This window comes from Avibacterium endocarditidis, from assembly GCF_965138825.1.
GTDB lineage: Bacteria > Pseudomonadota > Gammaproteobacteria > Enterobacterales > Pasteurellaceae > Avibacterium > Avibacterium endocarditidis.
This window is the reverse complement of sequence record NZ_CBCSDH010000002.1, coordinates 202,947-218,652: the sequence shown is the minus strand read 5'-3', so window position 1 is coordinate 218,652 and position 15,706 is coordinate 202,947. Positions and strand designations below refer to the sequence as shown.

Sequence of the window (15,706 nt, the reverse complement as noted above, 5' to 3'; positions counted from 1 at the left end):
GATTTTTTGGGAAATATTTTAAAGTGTAGCATCTTGTTACTAAACTTGTTACTAAAATCCGCGCCTTAACTCAATTAGCTACGATTAGTTGCGATAGGTGAAATGCGATAAACCCTTGGAATTACAGGCATTAAAAAAGCCTTTCGAGTGGTTACGAAAGGCTTAGTTAAGTGTTTTGGTGCCTGGGCGAGACCTGATCTAAATAAAAATTTTATTATAAATCAATATGATGATAATTGGTTTATTTATTATAGTTACTATCGTAGTTACTAAAAATGAAGTTCATCTAAATTCATTTCCTGCTAGCTTGCTATTCTATTCTTACTTTTTATTAAATCAAATATATTTTTTTATAACTGTGTTCACCGTGTTCACCTTTTAAAATTTTAAAGAAAAAATACTTATATATTAATATCTTATATTCTATTTTTAGGGTGAATACTAGTGTTCACCGGTATTCACCCGTGTTCACCCTTTAAAAATCCTATTTTTCTTTCCTTTCTTTGGTTAAAAAGTAATCGTTTAAACTTTATTAACTTTTCATAACTTACCGTATCTAATCGCCTAAAAAATAAGCTATTTACTTTCCTAAATATCTGTTTATCTTGTGATATGGGCTAATTGTAGCCTTCTTAATTAAGAAGAAATTTGAGGCAAAAAATGAATATTCATAGTGAAATCAGAAAACAGGTTTTAGCTAATCTTCAAGGAAAGATCGAAGGGATTGAGCGCTTTATTAATGGGCGTCCAGTTTTTGCGGATGTTGAAAAAGAATTGCCGGCGATTGCGGTTTTTATTGATGAAGTGATGCTAGAAGAAATGACAATGTGCGGAAATCAAGGCGACGGCGTTTTAACGGTTGGGATTTATTTGCCGTTCTATATGACAGAAGAAGCCTTAGATGAAGTTGCTGAACTTGTTACTAATATGCTAGCTGATGCTGAAATTCCTGTATTAGATACCTTCAGATTAGCAAAATTTAGTTATAGCTATGATGAAGCTCAAGCAGCTTGGATCTCAGCTAATTTGCATTATGAAATTCAATATCAACAATAAGGGTTTAAATTATGTTTAAAAAGTTATTAGAACTTCGCCAACAAAAAGCACAACACGCGGCAGAAATGCGCGCTTTGTTGGAAAAAGCAGAAAAAGAAAATCGTTCATTAAACGAGGAAGAAAGCGGTCAGTTTGATAAGCTGAAAGAGTTAGTTAAACAGATGTCTGATGAAATCGCCCGCTATGAAGCGGTGGCAGATGAAGAACGTAGTCAAAAAGGTGAGCCAGTAGAAACCCGCAATAAAGCCCAATTTACCAATGATGAATTACGTCATTACATTAAAACGGGTGAGTTGCGTTCTAATCTTTCCACTACGGCAAATGATGATGGCGGCTATTCCGTGATCCCACAATTAGACAAAGAAGTGATGAAACGCTTAACAGATGATAGCGTAATGCGTCAGATTGCTAATGTGGTGCGTTTGCCTGTTGGTGCGAAAGAATATAAGAAATTGGTTTCTGCTGGCGGTGCTATGGTGAACCACGGTGAAGAAGGTCAAGCTCGCACAGGTACTAACACCCCGAAATTAAATGAAGTTACCATTGCACTAAATCCAATCTATGCTTATCCAAAAACAACCCAAGAGATTTTAGATTTTTCTTCTATTGATGTGTTGGGCTGGCTGACTGAAGAAATTAGCGAGAGCTTCACCGAAACGGAAGAAGTTGATTTAACTTCTGGCGATGGCGACAAGAAAGCAAAAGGGCTATTAGCTTATACGCGTTCTACTGCGAATGATAAAGCCCGCACTTTTGGCGAATTGCAAAAATTAGAAGTTACCAGTGCGGACAAAATCACGGCTGACACGCTGATCGATTTATTCTACACCTTGCATAGCAAATACCGTAAAAATGCGGTTTGGGTGATGAGTTCAAGCATTGCGGCCACATTGCAGAAATTGAAAAATAAAAACGGTGATTTTATTTGGCGTGATGGTTTAACGGTTGATGCGCCAAGCACGTTATTAGGTCGCCCAGTTTATTATTTGGAAACAATGCCAACCGGTGGCGCGGGTAAAGCGGTGCTTGCTTTTGGTGATTTTAAACGTGGTTATTACATTGTGGATCACGAAACCGGCGTGCGTACTCGTCCAGACAATATCACCGAGCCGGGCTTTTATAAAGTTCACACGGACAAATATTTGGGCGGTGGCGTGGTGGATAGTAACGCCATCAAGTTTATTGAAACAACAGCATAACCAATCAGAGGGGCTTTCAGCCCCTTTTTTGTCAGTAGGTAGATTATGAATAAAGATTTTGAAATCCGTTCATCTGATATTCAAGCACAAGATAAAAAGCTGGTTGGCTATGTGGTGCAATGGAATAGCCCAAGTGAATTGATCTGGGGGGATTTTGTTGAACAGTTTGCACCGAATGCTTTTGCAGCGAGTTTAGCCAGTGGCCAAGATGTGCGGGCGTTATTTGAACACGATCACACTAAGCTACTTGGGCGAACCAGTGCCGGCACATTGAAATTGGAAGAAGATGCCGTTGGATTGCGCTTTGAGCTTACTCCGCCAGACACCACGTTAGGGCGTGATTTATTAGTCAGTGTAGAACGTGGCGATATTTCAGGAATGTCTTTTGGCTTTTATGCCAAGGCGGAAGCGTGGGATTTTGAAGCCACGCCGTGCTTGAGAACGGTCAATAGTGCGGAATTGGTGGAAATCACTGTAACCAGCATTCCCGCTTATCCTGAAAGCAATGTGCAGATTGCCAACCGTTCAATGGCGCAAGCCAAAGCAAAAATGCAGCAAAAAACCACCGCACTTTTATCTTATTGGGCTGATTTAGCGGGGTTATAAGATGTGGCCATTTAAACGTAAGACAGAACAACGTAGCCAGCCTTTGGGAATTGATGAGTTAATTTCTTATTTAGGCGTGGCAAATACGTCAGCAGGTGAGTTTGTTAGCCCACAAACGGCGGAAGCCTTGCCGGCAGTAATGAATGCCGTTACCGTGATTGCGGAAGCGGTGGCGTCGATGCCGTGTTATTTGTATCAATTAAAGCAAGATGGGCGTGAGCGTGTTTTCGATCACCCTGTTGATTATTTATTGAATGAAATGCCGAACCGCAATCAAACGCCGTATCAATTCAAATATACCCTAATGCGCCATTGTTTACTAAATGGGAATGCTTATGCCGTGATTGAGTGGAATAAGCAGGGTGAGCCAGTCAGCCTTACGCCTTATCAGCCTAGTGCGGTGAATATTTTGCGCACGCCAAAAGGTGAGCATATTTATCAAATCACCGATTTAGACGGCAAAACAAAGAATTATTTGCAAGATGAAGTGTTGCATTTGCGTCATTCTTCACTTGATGGCTTTATGGGACGTTCACCAATTGCTATTTGTCGCGAAACCGTAGGCTTAGGAATGGCACAGCAAAAACACGGTGCGGCAGTGATGAAGAATGGCTTGATGGCCAGCGGGCTAATTACAACGGCAGAATGGTTAGATGAAGCCAAAGGCAAGAAAGCATTGAAAGCCTTGGAACGTTACAAAGGGGCAAAAAATGCAGGTAAAACGCCAGTGCTTGAAGGCTCAATGGAATATAAGCAGTTAGGAATGACAAACCAAGATGCGGAATGGTTGGCAAGCCGCACGTTTACGATTTCCGATATTGCGCGCATTTACAATATCAGCCCGATCTTTTTGCAAGATTATTCCAATAGTAGCTATTCCAATTTTAGCGAAGCAAGCCGTGCTTTTTTATCGCAAACCTTACGCCCGTGGCTGACTAACTTTGAACAACAGTTAAAAGATGCGTTGATGGTGGACGTTAGCCGCCAAAGCAAGCAACGTTATTTAATTGAATTTGATACCAGTGATTTATTGCGAACCAGTCAAAACGATCGCTTCAATAGTTACGACACGGCCATTAAAGCCGGCATTATGAACCCTAATGAAGTGCGCAGACGTGAAGGGCTTTCGCCTTATGTTGGTGGTGATGAATTTAGCCAAGCGTGGAAACAGACCGTAGAAGTGAAAAAAGGTGGTAACAATGGCGAGAATGATTAGAGCCGGAAAATATAACAAAGTGATCACCTTGCAAGCACGCAATCACGAGAAAGAAAAGCAGCTCAATCCTTATGGTGGCAATAAAACATTTTGGGAAGATGTGGCAACGGTGCGGGCAAGTATTGAACCCTTGCAAGGGCGCGAATATTTTAGTGGGCCATTTCAATTAGGTGAAAATATTATCCGCGTGCGCATTCGTTATTTGCCCAATGTAACAAGAAAAATGCGGGTGAAATATGGCGATCAACATTGGGACATTTATTCAGTAATCGACAGCAAGGACGAACACAGAGAACTGCAGTTAATGTGTAAGGAAGGGGAAGCTTATGGCGAACGTTGATCTTGTTATTCCGCTAGAGGAAATCAAAGCACACTTGAACATTATGGAAGATTTTGATCTTGATGATGACTTGTTAGAACGCTATGCCGTAGTATCAATCGAAGTGGCACAACGTCATATAGGGAAAACTTTTGCGGAAGAAGAAAGCGCAACCACAATCCCTTTTTATCCAACAATCAAAGTGGGCTGCTTGATGTATATTGCTTATCTCTACACAAATAGAGAAGCCGTTACTGACTTGGCAAATTTAAAACCCGCACCGATGACAATCAAATCCTTGTGGGAAGTGTACCGCGAACCCTGTATCTATTAAGGTGATGTTATGCCTTATCAACCTTTAAAGCGTTGTTCTTTCCCTGGTTGCCGTAATCGCGTGAAATCTGGCAGATGTGAAGAACATCAGACTAAACCAAAAGACAACCGCCCAAGCAGTAGCGCAAGAGGCTATGACCACAAATGGAGCAAATACCGCGCACAATACCTAAAGCATAATCCTTTGTGCGTGATGTGTTTAACAAAGGGATTACATACGCCTGCAACAGTAATCGACCACATCAAGCCCGTAGAGAATGGGCAAGCTGATCCGCTCTTTTGGGTAGCAAGTAATCATCAGGCCTTATGCCGTGATTGCCACAGCTACAAGACAAGGGTGATAGACAAGCGCGGATTTGGGGCGAAGAAGTAAGTTGTGGTGATATAACCATCACTACTTCAACCGTGGGCATATGCCCACAGTTCATTCAGTTGTGTACATATGTACACGGTTGCAAGTCAATCATTTCGATATCGAAACACTTCAGCCGTTGCGATATCGAAACAACTGAACCAGTCCAAAATTGGGCGCGTTGATTAAATGTTAGACGAAGTACAGAGATGGATTTTACAAAACTCAATTTTGAGCTTTGTTTTAAAATCAATAGGATAGGTGAACGCAATTTTGCGTTTAGCTTTAAAAACAATGAGATAGACACGGTAGGGGGAGTTTTAAAAAGAAAAGCCGAAAGCCGTAGAACCGCCCGTCCCCTCAAATTTTTATGCACAGTGATTTTTTTGAAAATAAGGAAAACAATGAATAAACGAAAAAGCTATAAAGCACCTGAATTTTTAGATGAGATTGCTAAATCACAATGGAAAGCACGCATTAAGCAACTTTCAGAACGTGGCGATATTAAACCCGAAGATTTAACAAACCTTGAAATTTATTGCGAAAACTACGCAATTTGGCGCCATTCTGTGGCAGATTTAGCGAAAAATGGCTTTATTATTATCAATTCTCAAGGTACACAATCACGCAACCCAGCACTTTCTGCAAAATCAGATGCGGAAAAAGTGATGATTAAAATGTCTTCCTTGCTGGGGTTCGATCCTGTTAGTCGCCGTAAAAATCCGGTAGAAACGGAAGAAACGGACGCTATTGATGAAATCTTGGTGATGTAAATGCCGTGGCATCGTTATGCTGAGCAAGTGCAGAACGGGGAAATTATCGCTTGCCAGAAAATCAAACAAGCCGTAGCCCGTTATTTTGCGGATTTAAGCAACCCTGATTATTTCTTTGATGAAAGTGCGGTGCAAAAATTCCTTGCTTTCTCTCGCTTATGTCCGCACGTCAAAGGGCATCTAAGAGGGCAGCCGATCGAATTATCGGATTGGCAAATCTTTCTTTTTGCTAATTTGCTTGGTTTCAAGCGCAAAGAAACCGGCTTGCGAAAATACCGATCCGCCTATGTGCAAGTAGCAAGGAAAAATGCGAAATCTGCCGTTGCGGCCGTATTGGCGAATTGGTTTCTGATTATGGAAAAAGGGCAACAAGATATTTACACCGCAGCCGTAAGCCGTGATCAGGCGCGTATTGTTTTTGATGATGCGCGCCAAATGTGCTTGCTTTCTGCACCATTGAAAAAGCGGATCAGCATTCAACAGCACAAACTGATCAACCCCAAGAATAACAGCTTAATGCGCCCACTGGCAGCCAAATCTAGCACCATTGAAGGAACTAACCCAAGCCTTGCTATTGTTGATGAATATCACCTACACGCAGACAACAGCGTTTACAGTGCGTTAGAACTTGGGCAAGGAGCAAGACCAGAAGGGCTATTATTTGCCATCACCACCGCAGGCAGTAACACCATTTCAGCGTGCAAGCAGCATTATGACTATTGCGCCCAAATTCTGGCAGGCAATGAACAGAATGATAGCTTGTTTATTCTGATTTTTGAATTAGATGATGAAAGCGAAATTGACCAACCTGAAAACTGGATCAAAGCCAACCCCAATATTAACAAATCTATCCCGCAACTTGATTTTGAAAACACCATCAAAAAAGCCCGTGGCATACCTTCCGAATGGGTGGAAATGCTCACTAAACGCTTTAATGTATGGTGCCAAGGACAAACGCCGTGGCTAAGTGAAGGCAGCTGGGCGCAGTGCAAGCGTGATTACAGCGAACAAGATTTACTTCACCAAGATTGCTATATGGGCTTGGATCTCTCTTCAACCAACGATTTAACCAGCATTTGCTACACCTTCCCACAAGAAAAGAAAGTGCGGTTGATAACGCGTCATTATTTGCCTGAATATCAGCTTAATAATGTGGCCAACAAAAATCGCGCCATCTATCGCCAATGGGTGCGGCAAGGTTGGCTAAGGGTAACAGAGGGGGATTGTATCGATTATGACAAAATCCGCGATGATATTTTGAAAGATGCCGAACAATTCAACATAAAAATGATTGGCTTTGATGTTTGGAATGCCACACACCTAAGAACCCAGCTACAAGCGGCAGGGCTAGAAGTTGAACCCTTCCCGCAAACCTATCAACGCTTTAGCCCCGTGGCAAAATCAACGGAAGTCTTAATCAATCGCCAAGTGATAGAACACAACGGCGATCCCGTGCTTGCCTGGGCATTGTCTAACGTCGTAATGGAAACCGACGCAAACGCCAATATCAAGCCAAACAAGAAAAAAGCAGCCAATAAAATTGACCCAGCGATCGCCTTCTTGATGTCTTTTGGCACTTATCAGCTTGAATATGGTGATGTGATTTTTGAACTATCCAACGAACATCAACAGGCATTAGAACAATTTAACGGAATAGATTTATAGATGAACAGTGAATTAATTTATCTGCTGATTTACAGCGGTGCAATGTATTATTTCTTTTATTATTGGAGTAAATAAAATGAGTGTATCAGTCAAAATAACAGGATTGAAAGAGATAGAACGCAATATTAATAAAACAATAAAAAATATTGCCAAAAATGCGAGAAAACCAATTAGAAAAGCCCTAAATGCAGGTGCAAGAGAATTAGAAAAAGCCATTAAGCCAACCGTGCCAATTTTAAAAACAAGCACCAATTTCCGGCAAAAAGGCACAATAAAAAATAATATCAGACACAAAACAAGTGTAGCCAAGAATGGATTAAGTGGACTAACTAAAATCCGCGTAATGCGAACCAAAGGGCGAAAAATGGCAAGAGTTGGGCAAGCGGTAAGAGATAGAACCGATCCATTTTATTGGTGGATGGTTGAATATGGCACAGTAAAAATGAAAGGCCGCCACTTTATGGAAACAGGTGCAGAACGTGGCAAGGCTCACGCATTGAAAGTAACAAGAGAAACCTTTGAAAAAGAATATAAAAACGGGTTAAAATTGAAATAACACCAAATCAAACACGCCTAGGCTGATCACCGAAAACAAGCCCCCTTAGCTTGCTGGCGTGTTTCCATTCATAAGGGAAAATGCGAAAGGGGCATTTATGGGAAATATAATTGAGAAACTTTTAGACGCTTTAGAAAAAATAGAAAAGGAAGCTAATTTAAGCCAAGATGAGATGACAAAGGCTTTTGAAGAATTATGCCCAAGTATAGAAAGTTTTGGAAATGATGAAGAAAATATTTTAAATGATATTCTCTATAATCAATTAAATAATAAGAATATAAAAGATAATATCTTTCAATTATTAGATTTTTTAGAAAATATTTTTGTTGATTCATTGAGTGCAAAAAATGACTTTATGCTGAATGATCTTAAATTTATCTTGCTTGATGATAATGAATTGAAAAATGAAATTTCTGCCCGTTCAAATATTGATGTTAGAAATAAAAGACTATTTTTAATAGTAAAAACATTTTTGAAAACAAAAATAAATGAACTATACGCTTATTCAAATGTAACGCCTAAAGCGGATAGAATAATAAAAGGAAAATCTAAAAAATCCAAAAAGCCTGAACAAGTTAAAGCTGAAGAATATGCGATAGATATATGGAAAAAAGATCCCGCTATAACGCAAGAAAATATGGCTTATCAATTAAAAGATAAATTAGAATTATCACAAACTATACAAACAATAATTCGTTGGATTAGACCTTTCCAGCCTAAGAAGTAAGAATAGAATGATCAAAAGCAGCTTATTCACTATGATAATCTGCTTTTTTATTATTATAAGTAACTTATTGATTTTTCAAAACTTCTAAATTCCTTTCTAATACCCCTCGTAACGTTACGAACCCTACAAATAGTTCAACAAACGAGAGGTATTTTTTATGAACCAATCACAAACCCAATCTAAAAAATTGATTTCAGGCAAAGAAGTTACTGCCGTTGTTGGCTTTGGCCGCACAAAATTAAATGAACTAGTCAAAGCAAATCAATTCCCCCAACCTATCCGCTTTTCACAAAACTTTATCCGCTGGGATTTAGAGGAAGTGAATGCTTGGATTGAAGAACAGAAAGCGACAAGGGGGCAATAATGAATAACGCATTGAAATTACTTTTAGAGCCAATAACGCACAAATTCCACCACAAGGAAATAAATGGCGTAAATGCGCGTAATTTGCATAAAGCTTTGCAAATTGGGCGAGATTTTTCAACGTGGATAAAAAACCGTATTGAAGAATGTTCATTTATTAAAGACAGTGATTTTATTATTGTTGAAAATTTGAGTTCCCCAAAACGGGGGAGCGCAAATAGTGAACAATTTACGCCCGAAATAGAGAATATAAATAAACAATCATCAAAAGCACGCCCGCAAAAGTTGATTGATTACATCATCACTTTTGATATGGCGAAACACCTTTGCTTATTGGAAAAAAACGAAGTGGGCCACGCAATCCGCCAGCACTTTATCGAAGCAGAAAAGCAATTTGCGCAGGTTGCCCCTCACCTACACCGCAACACCTTAGAGCGAACCAAAGCAAGGCTTGCCACGATTGACCACAATCGAGCAATGACAGACGCCATCAAAGATTACTACCAACGCCAAGGCAAAGAGTCAAAGCCGTATCACTTCAGCAATGAACAAGTAATGCTAGATAGCTTGCTTTTAGGCGAAAACGTCCACCACTGGAAAGAAAGAACTGGCGTGGCAAATGTGCGGGATAGCTTTACGACAAATCAACTTAATTTGCTCAAATTACTGCAGCAGACAAATACCACGTTACTTGTATTAGATATGCCGTTTAAACAACGCAAAGCGAACCTTGAAGCATTGTTACAGCGAATGAACCGAACCAATTTTGGTTTGGTTGAATAGCAGATATAGCAAAGGCTACTGAAACCAGTAGCCCCGCTATTAAAGGATTTTACTAATACGTCTTATTTATTTGCTATTGGATACATTGCAGCAATGTTATTTAACTGGGCATCACTATGAACAAGATACGCAGAAACGGACTTGGCATATTGCAACCTACAATATCAATAGTTAATAAAAAAACGAATGAACTAAACCCAAAGGATATTCTATGAATTTAATTCAAAATGATTTTATCAAACGTGAAAATAATTCATAACCAAAATTCTTTACAACCGAGGCAAATTTATCGTATTTTAACACCGCACTTTCAAACAGTGCCGAGCCTGAGAACTCGAACAATAAACTTGTGGCGGATAAATGCACGCCTATTAATGCGTGTTTTTTTATGCGTAGCACAAACACACCCAAAGAACGCCTAAAAATGGCGTGTTCTTCTATGGTAGCGTGTTATGGGAAAGGTTTCGCCCTTTGCTGTGTTCCACAAGTCGCAGTTTCTCAGCCCGTAACACGTTACCGCCCAAGCCTGAGAACTTTCGCGGTAACTTCACGAAAACTATTTACTTGTGGAGCAAACGCAATGAAACTCTTCATTTTTGCGGCAATCCGTCGCACAGACTTAACCAACAAAATTTATAAAATCCGCATTTTTGCTGAAACTGAAATGCAAGCAAGAGCAAAATTAGCTAAGCAATTCGTTCTTATTTTTGCCGGTTGCATTAACGTTAAAAACTTAGCAAAAAACGACCGCACTTTATCCCCTATCGTACTCACTTCAGCTATGGCGGAGGTGCAGAATGGATAACAAAGATTTAGCCTTTCAACTAGGGCTTTTAGAGCGTGATATTGAAAATCTTCATCAACCAGCAACACTTATTCACGCATTAGCTCACTATTCAGATTTAGACAAGTTTGACTATTGTGAGTTAGAAGAAGCGTTAAAAGGTATTAATACAGCACTTTATAACCATATTAATTCATTAAATCACCGTCTGAATTTTATTAAAGAAAAATTGGGGGTGAACAATGACTAAACCAACTAAAACCACACAAGAACAACACTATTTGCAAGCACAATCCCGCTTATGGGAAGCCTATACCATTGTTTTAATGGCAGCTAATGCAAATGAAGAACAAGTGAATGTCATTGATATGCAAACCGCTTTGCGTGGTGCGCTGGTATTAATGGATCAAGGTTTAGCGCATTTAGGGGAGGTATAGAATGGCCAAAGCAATACGTTCACGCAGAACAAAAATTAAACCTTTTGAACCTGAAATCTTGCCAAACTGGGAGCAGTTAGTCAAAGCGATTAAAGATGCCGAGCTTTATCTTGGCTTTGCCAAAAACTATCTACATAACGGGCATTTAAAAGGGGCGGTAGATGCGTTGAAATCTATCAAAAGCAGCGCAACAAAAGGATTAAAAGTTAAGAAAGGGGGAAGCAATGAATAATGATGAAGTCAATTTTGATAAATTGAATGAAACCGAATTACAAGCAATAGGCATTCACAACGGTAATTTTATCAATGGCACAAATAACCCTGAATTTCCTTATTTGGCCGTTGCTTTTGATGAATTGGCTAATGTGTTGGCTGGGATTGCCGAGATTGATCCGCTTTCATCAATACAATTTGCCAAAGAAGCGAATGTCATTTCTCAAAGATTGCTTGAACTTGCCCCTAAAGCACCAACAAAAGATTACAAGGAATTGATGAAATTATTCAGTAATGAAGAAATTGCCGAACATTTACTTAATTCAGTGATTTGTGGCTTTTTGGCTGGGCAACTTCAACAAATGGTAACAAAAGTTCTCACACAATTAGAAAAAGTAAAACGCGGGGGAAATAATGGGAAAATTCACTAAAAACGCACCGCACTTAAAAGAGCCGTGGAATAATCGCCCTTTTGATGATTTACTTGTTCTTGTTGGCTCTCGTGCGTGGGAAGTATGGAACAAGGGAGCAGGTATAGAGTGGCAGAATATCGCCGATGGCTTGCAAATTGCACCATTTAAAACCGCAGGGGGAGAAATCCCCCGCTATGCGCAAAACCCCGTGATTTTGAGTGATAGTCAGTTAGATGAACTTGCTAATTTGCGTATTGCCACCAATGAACAACGTGCAATAAAGCTCATTCAATGTGGTGAGCTTTCTCAAGAAAAAATCACCGCACTTTGCTTAAACCTTGCCACCACCACGAAAGCCGAAATCGTGGAGCTGGTTGACGGTGCTACCTTGACCTTGAACGAAAATTTAAGCGGTTATATTCAACGCCTGCGAGAACAAGGCGAAGAAGCAGAAACCGCTAAAATTATCGCACAAGCAAGCGAGAATGAAGCTATGACAGTGAAAGACAAATCTGCAACGAGCGAAAAATCTCGCGCGTTTAAGCAGTGGTTAGGATTGGATTTAGCTTTACAACGTGGCAGCCGTGAAATCTATGCTTATAACGGCACAATTTGGCAACAGTTAGACGATGAAACCTTGGAAGAAAAAGCCGTAGAATTTTTTGAGACAAATCAACTTTTATATAGTGATAAAACCATTGAAAGGCTAATCAACACGTTAAAAATACAGCTGCCGAAAATGATTGAGCCAAGCCCTGCACTCATCTATTTCAGAAATGGCACATTAAACCGCAGCACGTTGTTATTTGAGCCAATCAAGCGGGAAGATTTTGTTACTTCTCATTTGAATTGCGATTATAGCAGCCAGCCACAAAATACGCCGCACTTCGATCAGTGGTTGGAATTTGTCGCCAATGGTAACGACCAGAAGAAAACAAATATTCTGGCGGCGCTTTATGCCGTTTTAACCAACCGCTACGATTGGCAGTTATTTCTTGAAATCACCGGCGACGGCGGAAGTGGCAAATCTGTTTTTGCCAAGATTGCGACAATGTTGGCCGGCGAGGATAGCACCGTACCGGGAAGCCTAGAAGAAATAGATAGCCCGAAAGAACGCTTACTTTTCTTCAATCAAAGATTAATTATTTGTTCAGAACAGGCACGCTATGGCGGAAATGGAGCGGGGTTAAAGAGCATCACCGGCGGCGACACGGTAAAAATTGAACCGAAATATAAAAACGGGTTTAAAGCCGTTATTCAAGCAATTGTGATGATAGTCAATAACGAAGCCACTCGATTTACAGAACGTTGCGGGGGAATTGACCGCCGTCGCGTAATCTATCACTTCGATCGCGTTGTACCTGATGAAAAGCGAGATCCGCAATTACTGGCAAAGATTGAACAGGAAATTAGCGGCATTGTGTTTCAGCTTATGCAACGCTTTAAAGACCCGATAGACGCAAAGCGGGCTTTGCATAATCAGCAGACCAGCGCAGAAGCATTAGAAGTGAAATCGCAAACTGACCATATCACGGAATTTTGCGGGTATTTCCTGACAAGTGATAAGTGCGATGGGCTTTTTATTGGCAATGCAAGAATGTTTGGGAAAGAAAGAACGCATCTTTATCCTGCTTATCTTGCTTTCACGGGCGCAAGTGGCATAAAAGAGCTGAACCTAAATAATTTTGCCATTTCACTTAGGCAAGGCATCAAACAACAGCGCAATGAATTTGATTATAACAAACAAAAAACCAAAGCAGGGGTTAGAACGAACATTCACTTTAAAGACGTGGACGAGTTCATAAAAAACTTTTTAAAACAATGAGTTAAGGGCAGAAATGCCCTTTTTTTATTGCCTAAAAGGGTGATCACCGGGTGAATATGGGTGTTCACCCCTTAACCTATTGAAATATAAAAGGAAAACAGGAAAATAAGCGAGGTGAACACCCTTTTGCAAAAAAAATTTCTTTGATTAACTTTTCTTTTCGCACGCTTCCACATAATCGCCCCAAAGCTGCATTACTGGTTTACGCTGTTCAAGATAATCAGAACGATTATAAGCACGTCGAACTTGATCTTTAATGCCGTGAGATAGACAAGCCTCAATAACATCAGGCGAAATCATCGGCTCATACTCATTCAGATAAGTGCTACCAATTGAGCGCAATCCGTGGCCTGTCAGTTTGTCTTTATATCCCAAATCAACAAGCGCTTTATTCACAGTTTGGCTATTCATTGGCTTGTTTGGCACTCTCGCACTTTGGAAAACATACTGCGCATTGCCCGTAAATTCTTGCATTACATTCAGTACCTGCTGGGCTTGGGTGGAAAGTGGCACGATGTGCGGCTTTCTAGTTTTCATTTTTTCTGCGGGGATAGCCCACAACGATTTAGCCAAATCAATTTCAGTCCATTCTGCGCTACTGGCTTCAATTGGCCGCGTCATCGTTAAAAGCTGGAATTTGATTAAGCAGCGAGTAAATAGCGTCATCTTTGAATTTTGTAGCTTATAAAGCAGCTCTGGCAATTCTTCAGGGCGAATAGTGGGATTATGCTCATTCTTGCCAAAATTAAACACCGCATTAACATTAGCGCAAGGATTAAAAGGCAATAAGCCATAGTTCACGGCATAATTTAAAATCTCGTTTATCAAGCGAATAGTGCGCTTTAGTGTGTCGCCTTTGCCTTGTTGATTTAACGGTTCAAGGGATTTGATCACCACATTAGGCAGCACTTCAGCAACGGGCAAATGTCCGAGCAAAGGGAAAACATAAGTTTCCAAACGCCGCCAATTCTTCTTCAAGGTGATAGGCTCAATTTCTGTAGCTTTTTTCTCTTTCCACTTTTCAGCTACGGACAAAAAACTGTTCTCTATTTGCTCATTGATAGCCTGTTCTTCTTCCTTGGCTTTCTCTTGCGGATCGATACCTTGAGCAAGTAGCGCACGAAATTCTTCACGCTTAGCACGAGCCTGGGCTAGGGTAATGCTTGGGTATGCGCCTATGCTGAATTTTGTTCGTTTTTTGCTAAAGGGGCGGTGATAATTAAATTGCCAAGTTTTCGATCCAGTAGTAGAGATAAGTAAAAATAGCCCATTGCCATCGGTTAAAGTGTAGGGGGTGTCTTGTGGCTTTGCCCGCTCAATTTCTGTATTAGTTAAAGGCTTGATAATACGCGCCATATCTAGGATCTCCGTAATTTTAGTAACTATGAAAGAGCGATTAGTAACTATATTCCGCTCGTGGTTACTATTATAGTTACTAAAAACTGCGGTTTAAGTCAATTAGCTACTATTAGTTGCGATAGGTAAAATAAGCTAAACCCTTGAAATTTCAGACATTAAAAAAGCCTTTCGCGTGGTTACGAAAGGCTTAGTTAAGTGTTTTGGTGCTCTGAGCGAGACTTGAACTCGCACGTCCTGCGGACACTACCCCCTCAAGATAGCGTGTCTACCAATTCCACCATCAGAGCAAAATTCGGTTTAAATTATTGTGGAATATCTGAATTTTGTTTTTTTTCCACTTTTGGTTGCTGTTCTTGAATTTTTTCGGCAACTTGTGAAAGATTATCAAATTTGCCTTGTTTAACTTCACCGTGGTGAGAATTAATATTCGCGATAGCAAGGCTAGTAATAAAGAAGATAATTGCTAAGATTGCCGTTGTGCGAGATAAAAAGTTACCCGCACCACTTGAACCAAATACTGTACCTGATGCACCGCCACCAAATGAAGCACCTGCATTCGCCCCTTTACCTTGTTGGATTAGAATAAAACCAATAAGGGCAACAGATACAACTAAGTAGATAATTAACAGTGCTTGATACATTATTTCTTCTCTTATTATTGGATACCAAAAATTAACGGGCGAATATTAGCGAATATTAAAACGCTGCGCAAGGAATTTTCTAAAAA

General features: G+C 40.2%; 21 protein-coding genes, 1 tRNA gene and 1 pseudogene. 20 read left to right on the top strand and 3 right to left on the bottom strand.

Annotation, left to right across the window (positions count from 1 at the left end):
* The first annotated feature begins 660 nt into the window (after positions 1 to 660).
* The 20 genes and pseudogenes from gpU to ACNAV8_RS02030 all read left to right on the top strand — a co-directional run bounded on the left by gpU (position 661) and on the right by ACNAV8_RS02030 (position 13,620).
* Entirely contained in the window at positions 661 to 1,056 is a 396-nt protein-coding gene (gpU, locus tag ACNAV8_RS02125) for a phage tail terminator protein (RefSeq protein WP_415777121.1), read from the top strand.
* 11 nt (positions 1,057 to 1,067) lie between these two features.
* Positions 1,068 to 2,255, top strand: coding sequence for a phage major capsid protein (locus ACNAV8_RS02120; protein WP_103855057.1), 1,188 nt, complete (start codon positions 1,068 to 1,070; stop codon positions 2,253 to 2,255).
* Between the two features lie 45 nt (positions 2,256 to 2,300).
* The gene (locus ACNAV8_RS02115) at positions 2,301 to 2,861 is read left to right on the top strand and encodes an HK97 family phage prohead protease (protein ID WP_415777120.1); all 561 of its coding nucleotides are present in this window, start codon (positions 2,301 to 2,303) and stop codon (positions 2,859 to 2,861) included.
* 1 nt (position 2,862) lies between these two features.
* Positions 2,863 to 4,077, top strand: a complete 1,215-nt coding sequence (locus ACNAV8_RS02110) for a phage portal protein (RefSeq protein WP_415777119.1) — start codon at positions 2,863 to 2,865, stop codon at positions 4,075 to 4,077.
* Positions 4,061 to 4,417 carry a phage head closure protein gene (locus ACNAV8_RS02105; protein WP_165383102.1) on the top strand — a complete coding sequence of 119 codons (357 nt, stop codon included), beginning with the start codon at positions 4,061 to 4,063 and terminating at the stop codon, positions 4,415 to 4,417. The genes ACNAV8_RS02110 and ACNAV8_RS02105 overlap by 17 nt, the downstream gene beginning before the upstream one ends.
* Positions 4,404 to 4,730 (top strand): head-tail connector protein, encoded by a 327-nt coding sequence (locus tag ACNAV8_RS02100; protein WP_103855054.1) that lies wholly within the window; start codon positions 4,404 to 4,406, stop codon positions 4,728 to 4,730. Before ACNAV8_RS02105 ends, ACNAV8_RS02100 begins: the two co-directional genes overlap by 14 nt.
* A gap of 9 nt (positions 4,731 to 4,739) precedes the next feature.
* Positions 4,740 to 5,102 carry an HNH endonuclease gene (locus tag ACNAV8_RS02095; protein ID WP_046098031.1) on the top strand — a complete coding sequence of 121 codons (363 nt, stop codon included), beginning with the start codon at positions 4,740 to 4,742 and terminating at the stop codon, positions 5,100 to 5,102.
* Between the two features lie 383 nt (positions 5,103 to 5,485).
* Positions 5,486 to 5,854 carry a phage terminase small subunit P27 family gene (locus tag ACNAV8_RS02090; RefSeq protein ID WP_103855053.1) on the top strand — a complete coding sequence of 123 codons (369 nt, stop codon included), beginning with the start codon at positions 5,486 to 5,488 and terminating at the stop codon, positions 5,852 to 5,854.
* Positions 5,855 to 7,519: a terminase large subunit gene (locus ACNAV8_RS02085; protein WP_415777118.1), complete on the top strand. Its 1,665-nt coding sequence runs from the start codon at positions 5,855 to 5,857 to the stop codon at positions 7,517 to 7,519. It abuts the gene before it with no gap.
* A 76-nt stretch (positions 7,520 to 7,595) separates the two neighbouring features.
* Positions 7,596 to 8,075, top strand: a complete 480-nt coding sequence (locus ACNAV8_RS02080; protein ID WP_103855052.1) for an HK97-gp10 family putative phage morphogenesis protein — start codon at positions 7,596 to 7,598, stop codon at positions 8,073 to 8,075.
* Between the two features lie 97 nt (positions 8,076 to 8,172).
* The gene (locus ACNAV8_RS02075; protein WP_415777117.1) at positions 8,173 to 8,802 is read left to right on the top strand and encodes a hypothetical protein; all 630 of its coding nucleotides are present in this window, start codon (positions 8,173 to 8,175) and stop codon (positions 8,800 to 8,802) included.
* A 157-nt stretch (positions 8,803 to 8,959) separates the two neighbouring features.
* A complete protein-coding gene (locus tag ACNAV8_RS02070; protein ID WP_039135572.1) occupies positions 8,960 to 9,166 on the top strand; it encodes a helix-turn-helix transcriptional regulator in 207 nt (68 codons plus the stop codon).
* On the top strand, positions 9,166 to 9,948 hold the full coding sequence (locus ACNAV8_RS02065) for an antA/AntB antirepressor family protein (protein ID WP_103855995.1): 783 nt from the start codon (positions 9,166 to 9,168) through the stop codon (positions 9,946 to 9,948). Before ACNAV8_RS02070 ends, ACNAV8_RS02065 begins: the two co-directional genes overlap by 1 nt.
* Before the next feature lie 304 nt (positions 9,949 to 10,252).
* Positions 10,253 to 10,501, top strand: a pseudogene (locus ACNAV8_RS02060) (ash family protein); the annotation flags it as partial.
* Between the two features lie 27 nt (positions 10,502 to 10,528).
* The gene (locus tag ACNAV8_RS02055) at positions 10,529 to 10,753 is read left to right on the top strand and encodes a host cell division inhibitor Icd-like protein (protein ID WP_415777116.1); all 225 of its coding nucleotides are present in this window, start codon (positions 10,529 to 10,531) and stop codon (positions 10,751 to 10,753) included.
* A complete protein-coding gene (locus tag ACNAV8_RS02050) occupies positions 10,746 to 10,982 on the top strand; it encodes a hypothetical protein (protein ID WP_103855993.1) in 237 nt (78 codons plus the stop codon). The genes ACNAV8_RS02055 and ACNAV8_RS02050 overlap by 8 nt, the downstream gene beginning before the upstream one ends.
* The gene (locus ACNAV8_RS02045) at positions 10,975 to 11,169 is read left to right on the top strand and encodes a hypothetical protein (protein ID WP_103855992.1); all 195 of its coding nucleotides are present in this window, start codon (positions 10,975 to 10,977) and stop codon (positions 11,167 to 11,169) included. Before ACNAV8_RS02050 ends, ACNAV8_RS02045 begins: the two co-directional genes overlap by 8 nt.
* 1 nt (position 11,170) lies before the next feature.
* A complete protein-coding gene (locus tag ACNAV8_RS02040) occupies positions 11,171 to 11,401 on the top strand; it encodes a hypothetical protein (RefSeq protein ID WP_046098022.1) in 231 nt (76 codons plus the stop codon).
* Entirely contained in the window at positions 11,394 to 11,813 is a 420-nt protein-coding gene (locus tag ACNAV8_RS02035) for a hypothetical protein (RefSeq protein ID WP_415777115.1), read from the top strand. The genes ACNAV8_RS02040 and ACNAV8_RS02035 overlap by 8 nt, the downstream gene beginning before the upstream one ends.
* On the top strand, positions 11,797 to 13,620 hold the full coding sequence (locus ACNAV8_RS02030; protein ID WP_415777114.1) for a DNA primase family protein: 1,824 nt from the start codon (positions 11,797 to 11,799) through the stop codon (positions 13,618 to 13,620). Before ACNAV8_RS02035 ends, ACNAV8_RS02030 begins: the two co-directional genes overlap by 17 nt.
* 147 nt (positions 13,621 to 13,767) lie before the next feature.
* Here ACNAV8_RS02030 and ACNAV8_RS02025 read toward each other — a convergent pair whose 3' ends face one another.
* The 3 genes from ACNAV8_RS02025 to secG all read right to left on the bottom strand — a co-directional run bounded on the left by ACNAV8_RS02025 (position 13,768) and on the right by secG (position 15,620).
* Positions 13,768 to 14,976: an integrase arm-type DNA-binding domain-containing protein gene (locus ACNAV8_RS02025; RefSeq protein ID WP_415777113.1), complete on the bottom strand. Its 1,209-nt coding sequence runs from the start codon at positions 14,974 to 14,976 to the stop codon at positions 13,768 to 13,770.
* 204 nt (positions 14,977 to 15,180) lie between these two features.
* A tRNA-Leu gene (locus ACNAV8_RS02020) sits at positions 15,181 to 15,266 on the bottom strand.
* A 15-nt stretch (positions 15,267 to 15,281) separates the two neighbouring features.
* Positions 15,282 to 15,620 carry a preprotein translocase subunit SecG gene (secG, locus tag ACNAV8_RS02015; RefSeq protein ID WP_415777112.1) on the bottom strand — a complete coding sequence of 113 codons (339 nt, stop codon included), beginning with the start codon at positions 15,618 to 15,620 and terminating at the stop codon, positions 15,282 to 15,284.
* Positions 15,621 to 15,706: the final 86 nt, after the last annotated feature.

What these genes read in the sequence shown, in the direction of transcription:
- ACNAV8_RS02095 (WP_046098031.1), top strand. Translation starts at nt 4,740, where the DNA reads ATGCCTTATCAACCTTTAAAGCGTTGTTCTTTCCCTGGTTGCCGTAAT.
- ACNAV8_RS02070 (WP_039135572.1), top strand. Translation starts at nt 8,960, where the DNA reads ATGAACCAATCACAAACCCAATCTAAAAAATTGATTTCAGGCAAAGAA.
- ACNAV8_RS02045 (WP_103855992.1), top strand. Translation starts at nt 10,975, where the DNA reads ATGACTAAACCAACTAAAACCACACAAGAACAACACTATTTGCAAGCA.
- ACNAV8_RS02040 (WP_046098022.1), top strand. Translation starts at nt 11,171, where the DNA reads ATGGCCAAAGCAATACGTTCACGCAGAACAAAAATTAAACCTTTTGAA.
- ACNAV8_RS02105 (WP_165383102.1), top strand. Translation starts at nt 4,061, where the DNA reads ATGGCGAGAATGATTAGAGCCGGAAAATATAACAAAGTGATCACCTTG.
- ACNAV8_RS02065 (WP_103855995.1), top strand. Translation starts at nt 9,166, where the DNA reads ATGAATAACGCATTGAAATTACTTTTAGAGCCAATAACGCACAAATTC.
- ACNAV8_RS02115 (WP_415777120.1), top strand. Translation starts at nt 2,301, where the DNA reads ATGAATAAAGATTTTGAAATCCGTTCATCTGATATTCAAGCACAAGAT.
- ACNAV8_RS02080 (WP_103855052.1), top strand. Translation starts at nt 7,596, where the DNA reads ATGAGTGTATCAGTCAAAATAACAGGATTGAAAGAGATAGAACGCAAT.
- ACNAV8_RS02110 (WP_415777119.1), top strand. Translation starts at nt 2,863, where the DNA reads ATGTGGCCATTTAAACGTAAGACAGAACAACGTAGCCAGCCTTTGGGA.
- ACNAV8_RS02055 (WP_415777116.1), top strand. Translation starts at nt 10,529, where the DNA reads ATGAAACTCTTCATTTTTGCGGCAATCCGTCGCACAGACTTAACCAAC.
- ACNAV8_RS02075 (WP_415777117.1), top strand. Translation starts at nt 8,173, where the DNA reads ATGGGAAATATAATTGAGAAACTTTTAGACGCTTTAGAAAAAATAGAA.
- ACNAV8_RS02025 (WP_415777113.1), bottom strand. Translation starts at nt 14,976, where the DNA reads ATGGCGCGTATTATCAAGCCTTTAACTAATACAGAAATTGAGCGGGCA.
- gpU (WP_415777121.1), top strand. Translation starts at nt 661, where the DNA reads ATGAATATTCATAGTGAAATCAGAAAACAGGTTTTAGCTAATCTTCAA.
- ACNAV8_RS02030 (WP_415777114.1), top strand. Translation starts at nt 11,797, where the DNA reads ATGGGAAAATTCACTAAAAACGCACCGCACTTAAAAGAGCCGTGGAAT.
- ACNAV8_RS02090 (WP_103855053.1), top strand. Translation starts at nt 5,486, where the DNA reads ATGAATAAACGAAAAAGCTATAAAGCACCTGAATTTTTAGATGAGATT.
- ACNAV8_RS02120 (WP_103855057.1), top strand. Translation starts at nt 1,068, where the DNA reads ATGTTTAAAAAGTTATTAGAACTTCGCCAACAAAAAGCACAACACGCG.
- ACNAV8_RS02035 (WP_415777115.1), top strand. Translation starts at nt 11,394, where the DNA reads ATGAATAATGATGAAGTCAATTTTGATAAATTGAATGAAACCGAATTA.
- ACNAV8_RS02100 (WP_103855054.1), top strand. Translation starts at nt 4,404, where the DNA reads ATGGCGAACGTTGATCTTGTTATTCCGCTAGAGGAAATCAAAGCACAC.
- secG (WP_415777112.1), bottom strand. Translation starts at nt 15,620, where the DNA reads ATGTATCAAGCACTGTTAATTATCTACTTAGTTGTATCTGTTGCCCTT.
- ACNAV8_RS02085 (WP_415777118.1), top strand. Translation starts at nt 5,855, where the DNA reads ATGCCGTGGCATCGTTATGCTGAGCAAGTGCAGAACGGGGAAATTATC.
- ACNAV8_RS02050 (WP_103855993.1), top strand. Translation starts at nt 10,746, where the DNA reads ATGGATAACAAAGATTTAGCCTTTCAACTAGGGCTTTTAGAGCGTGAT.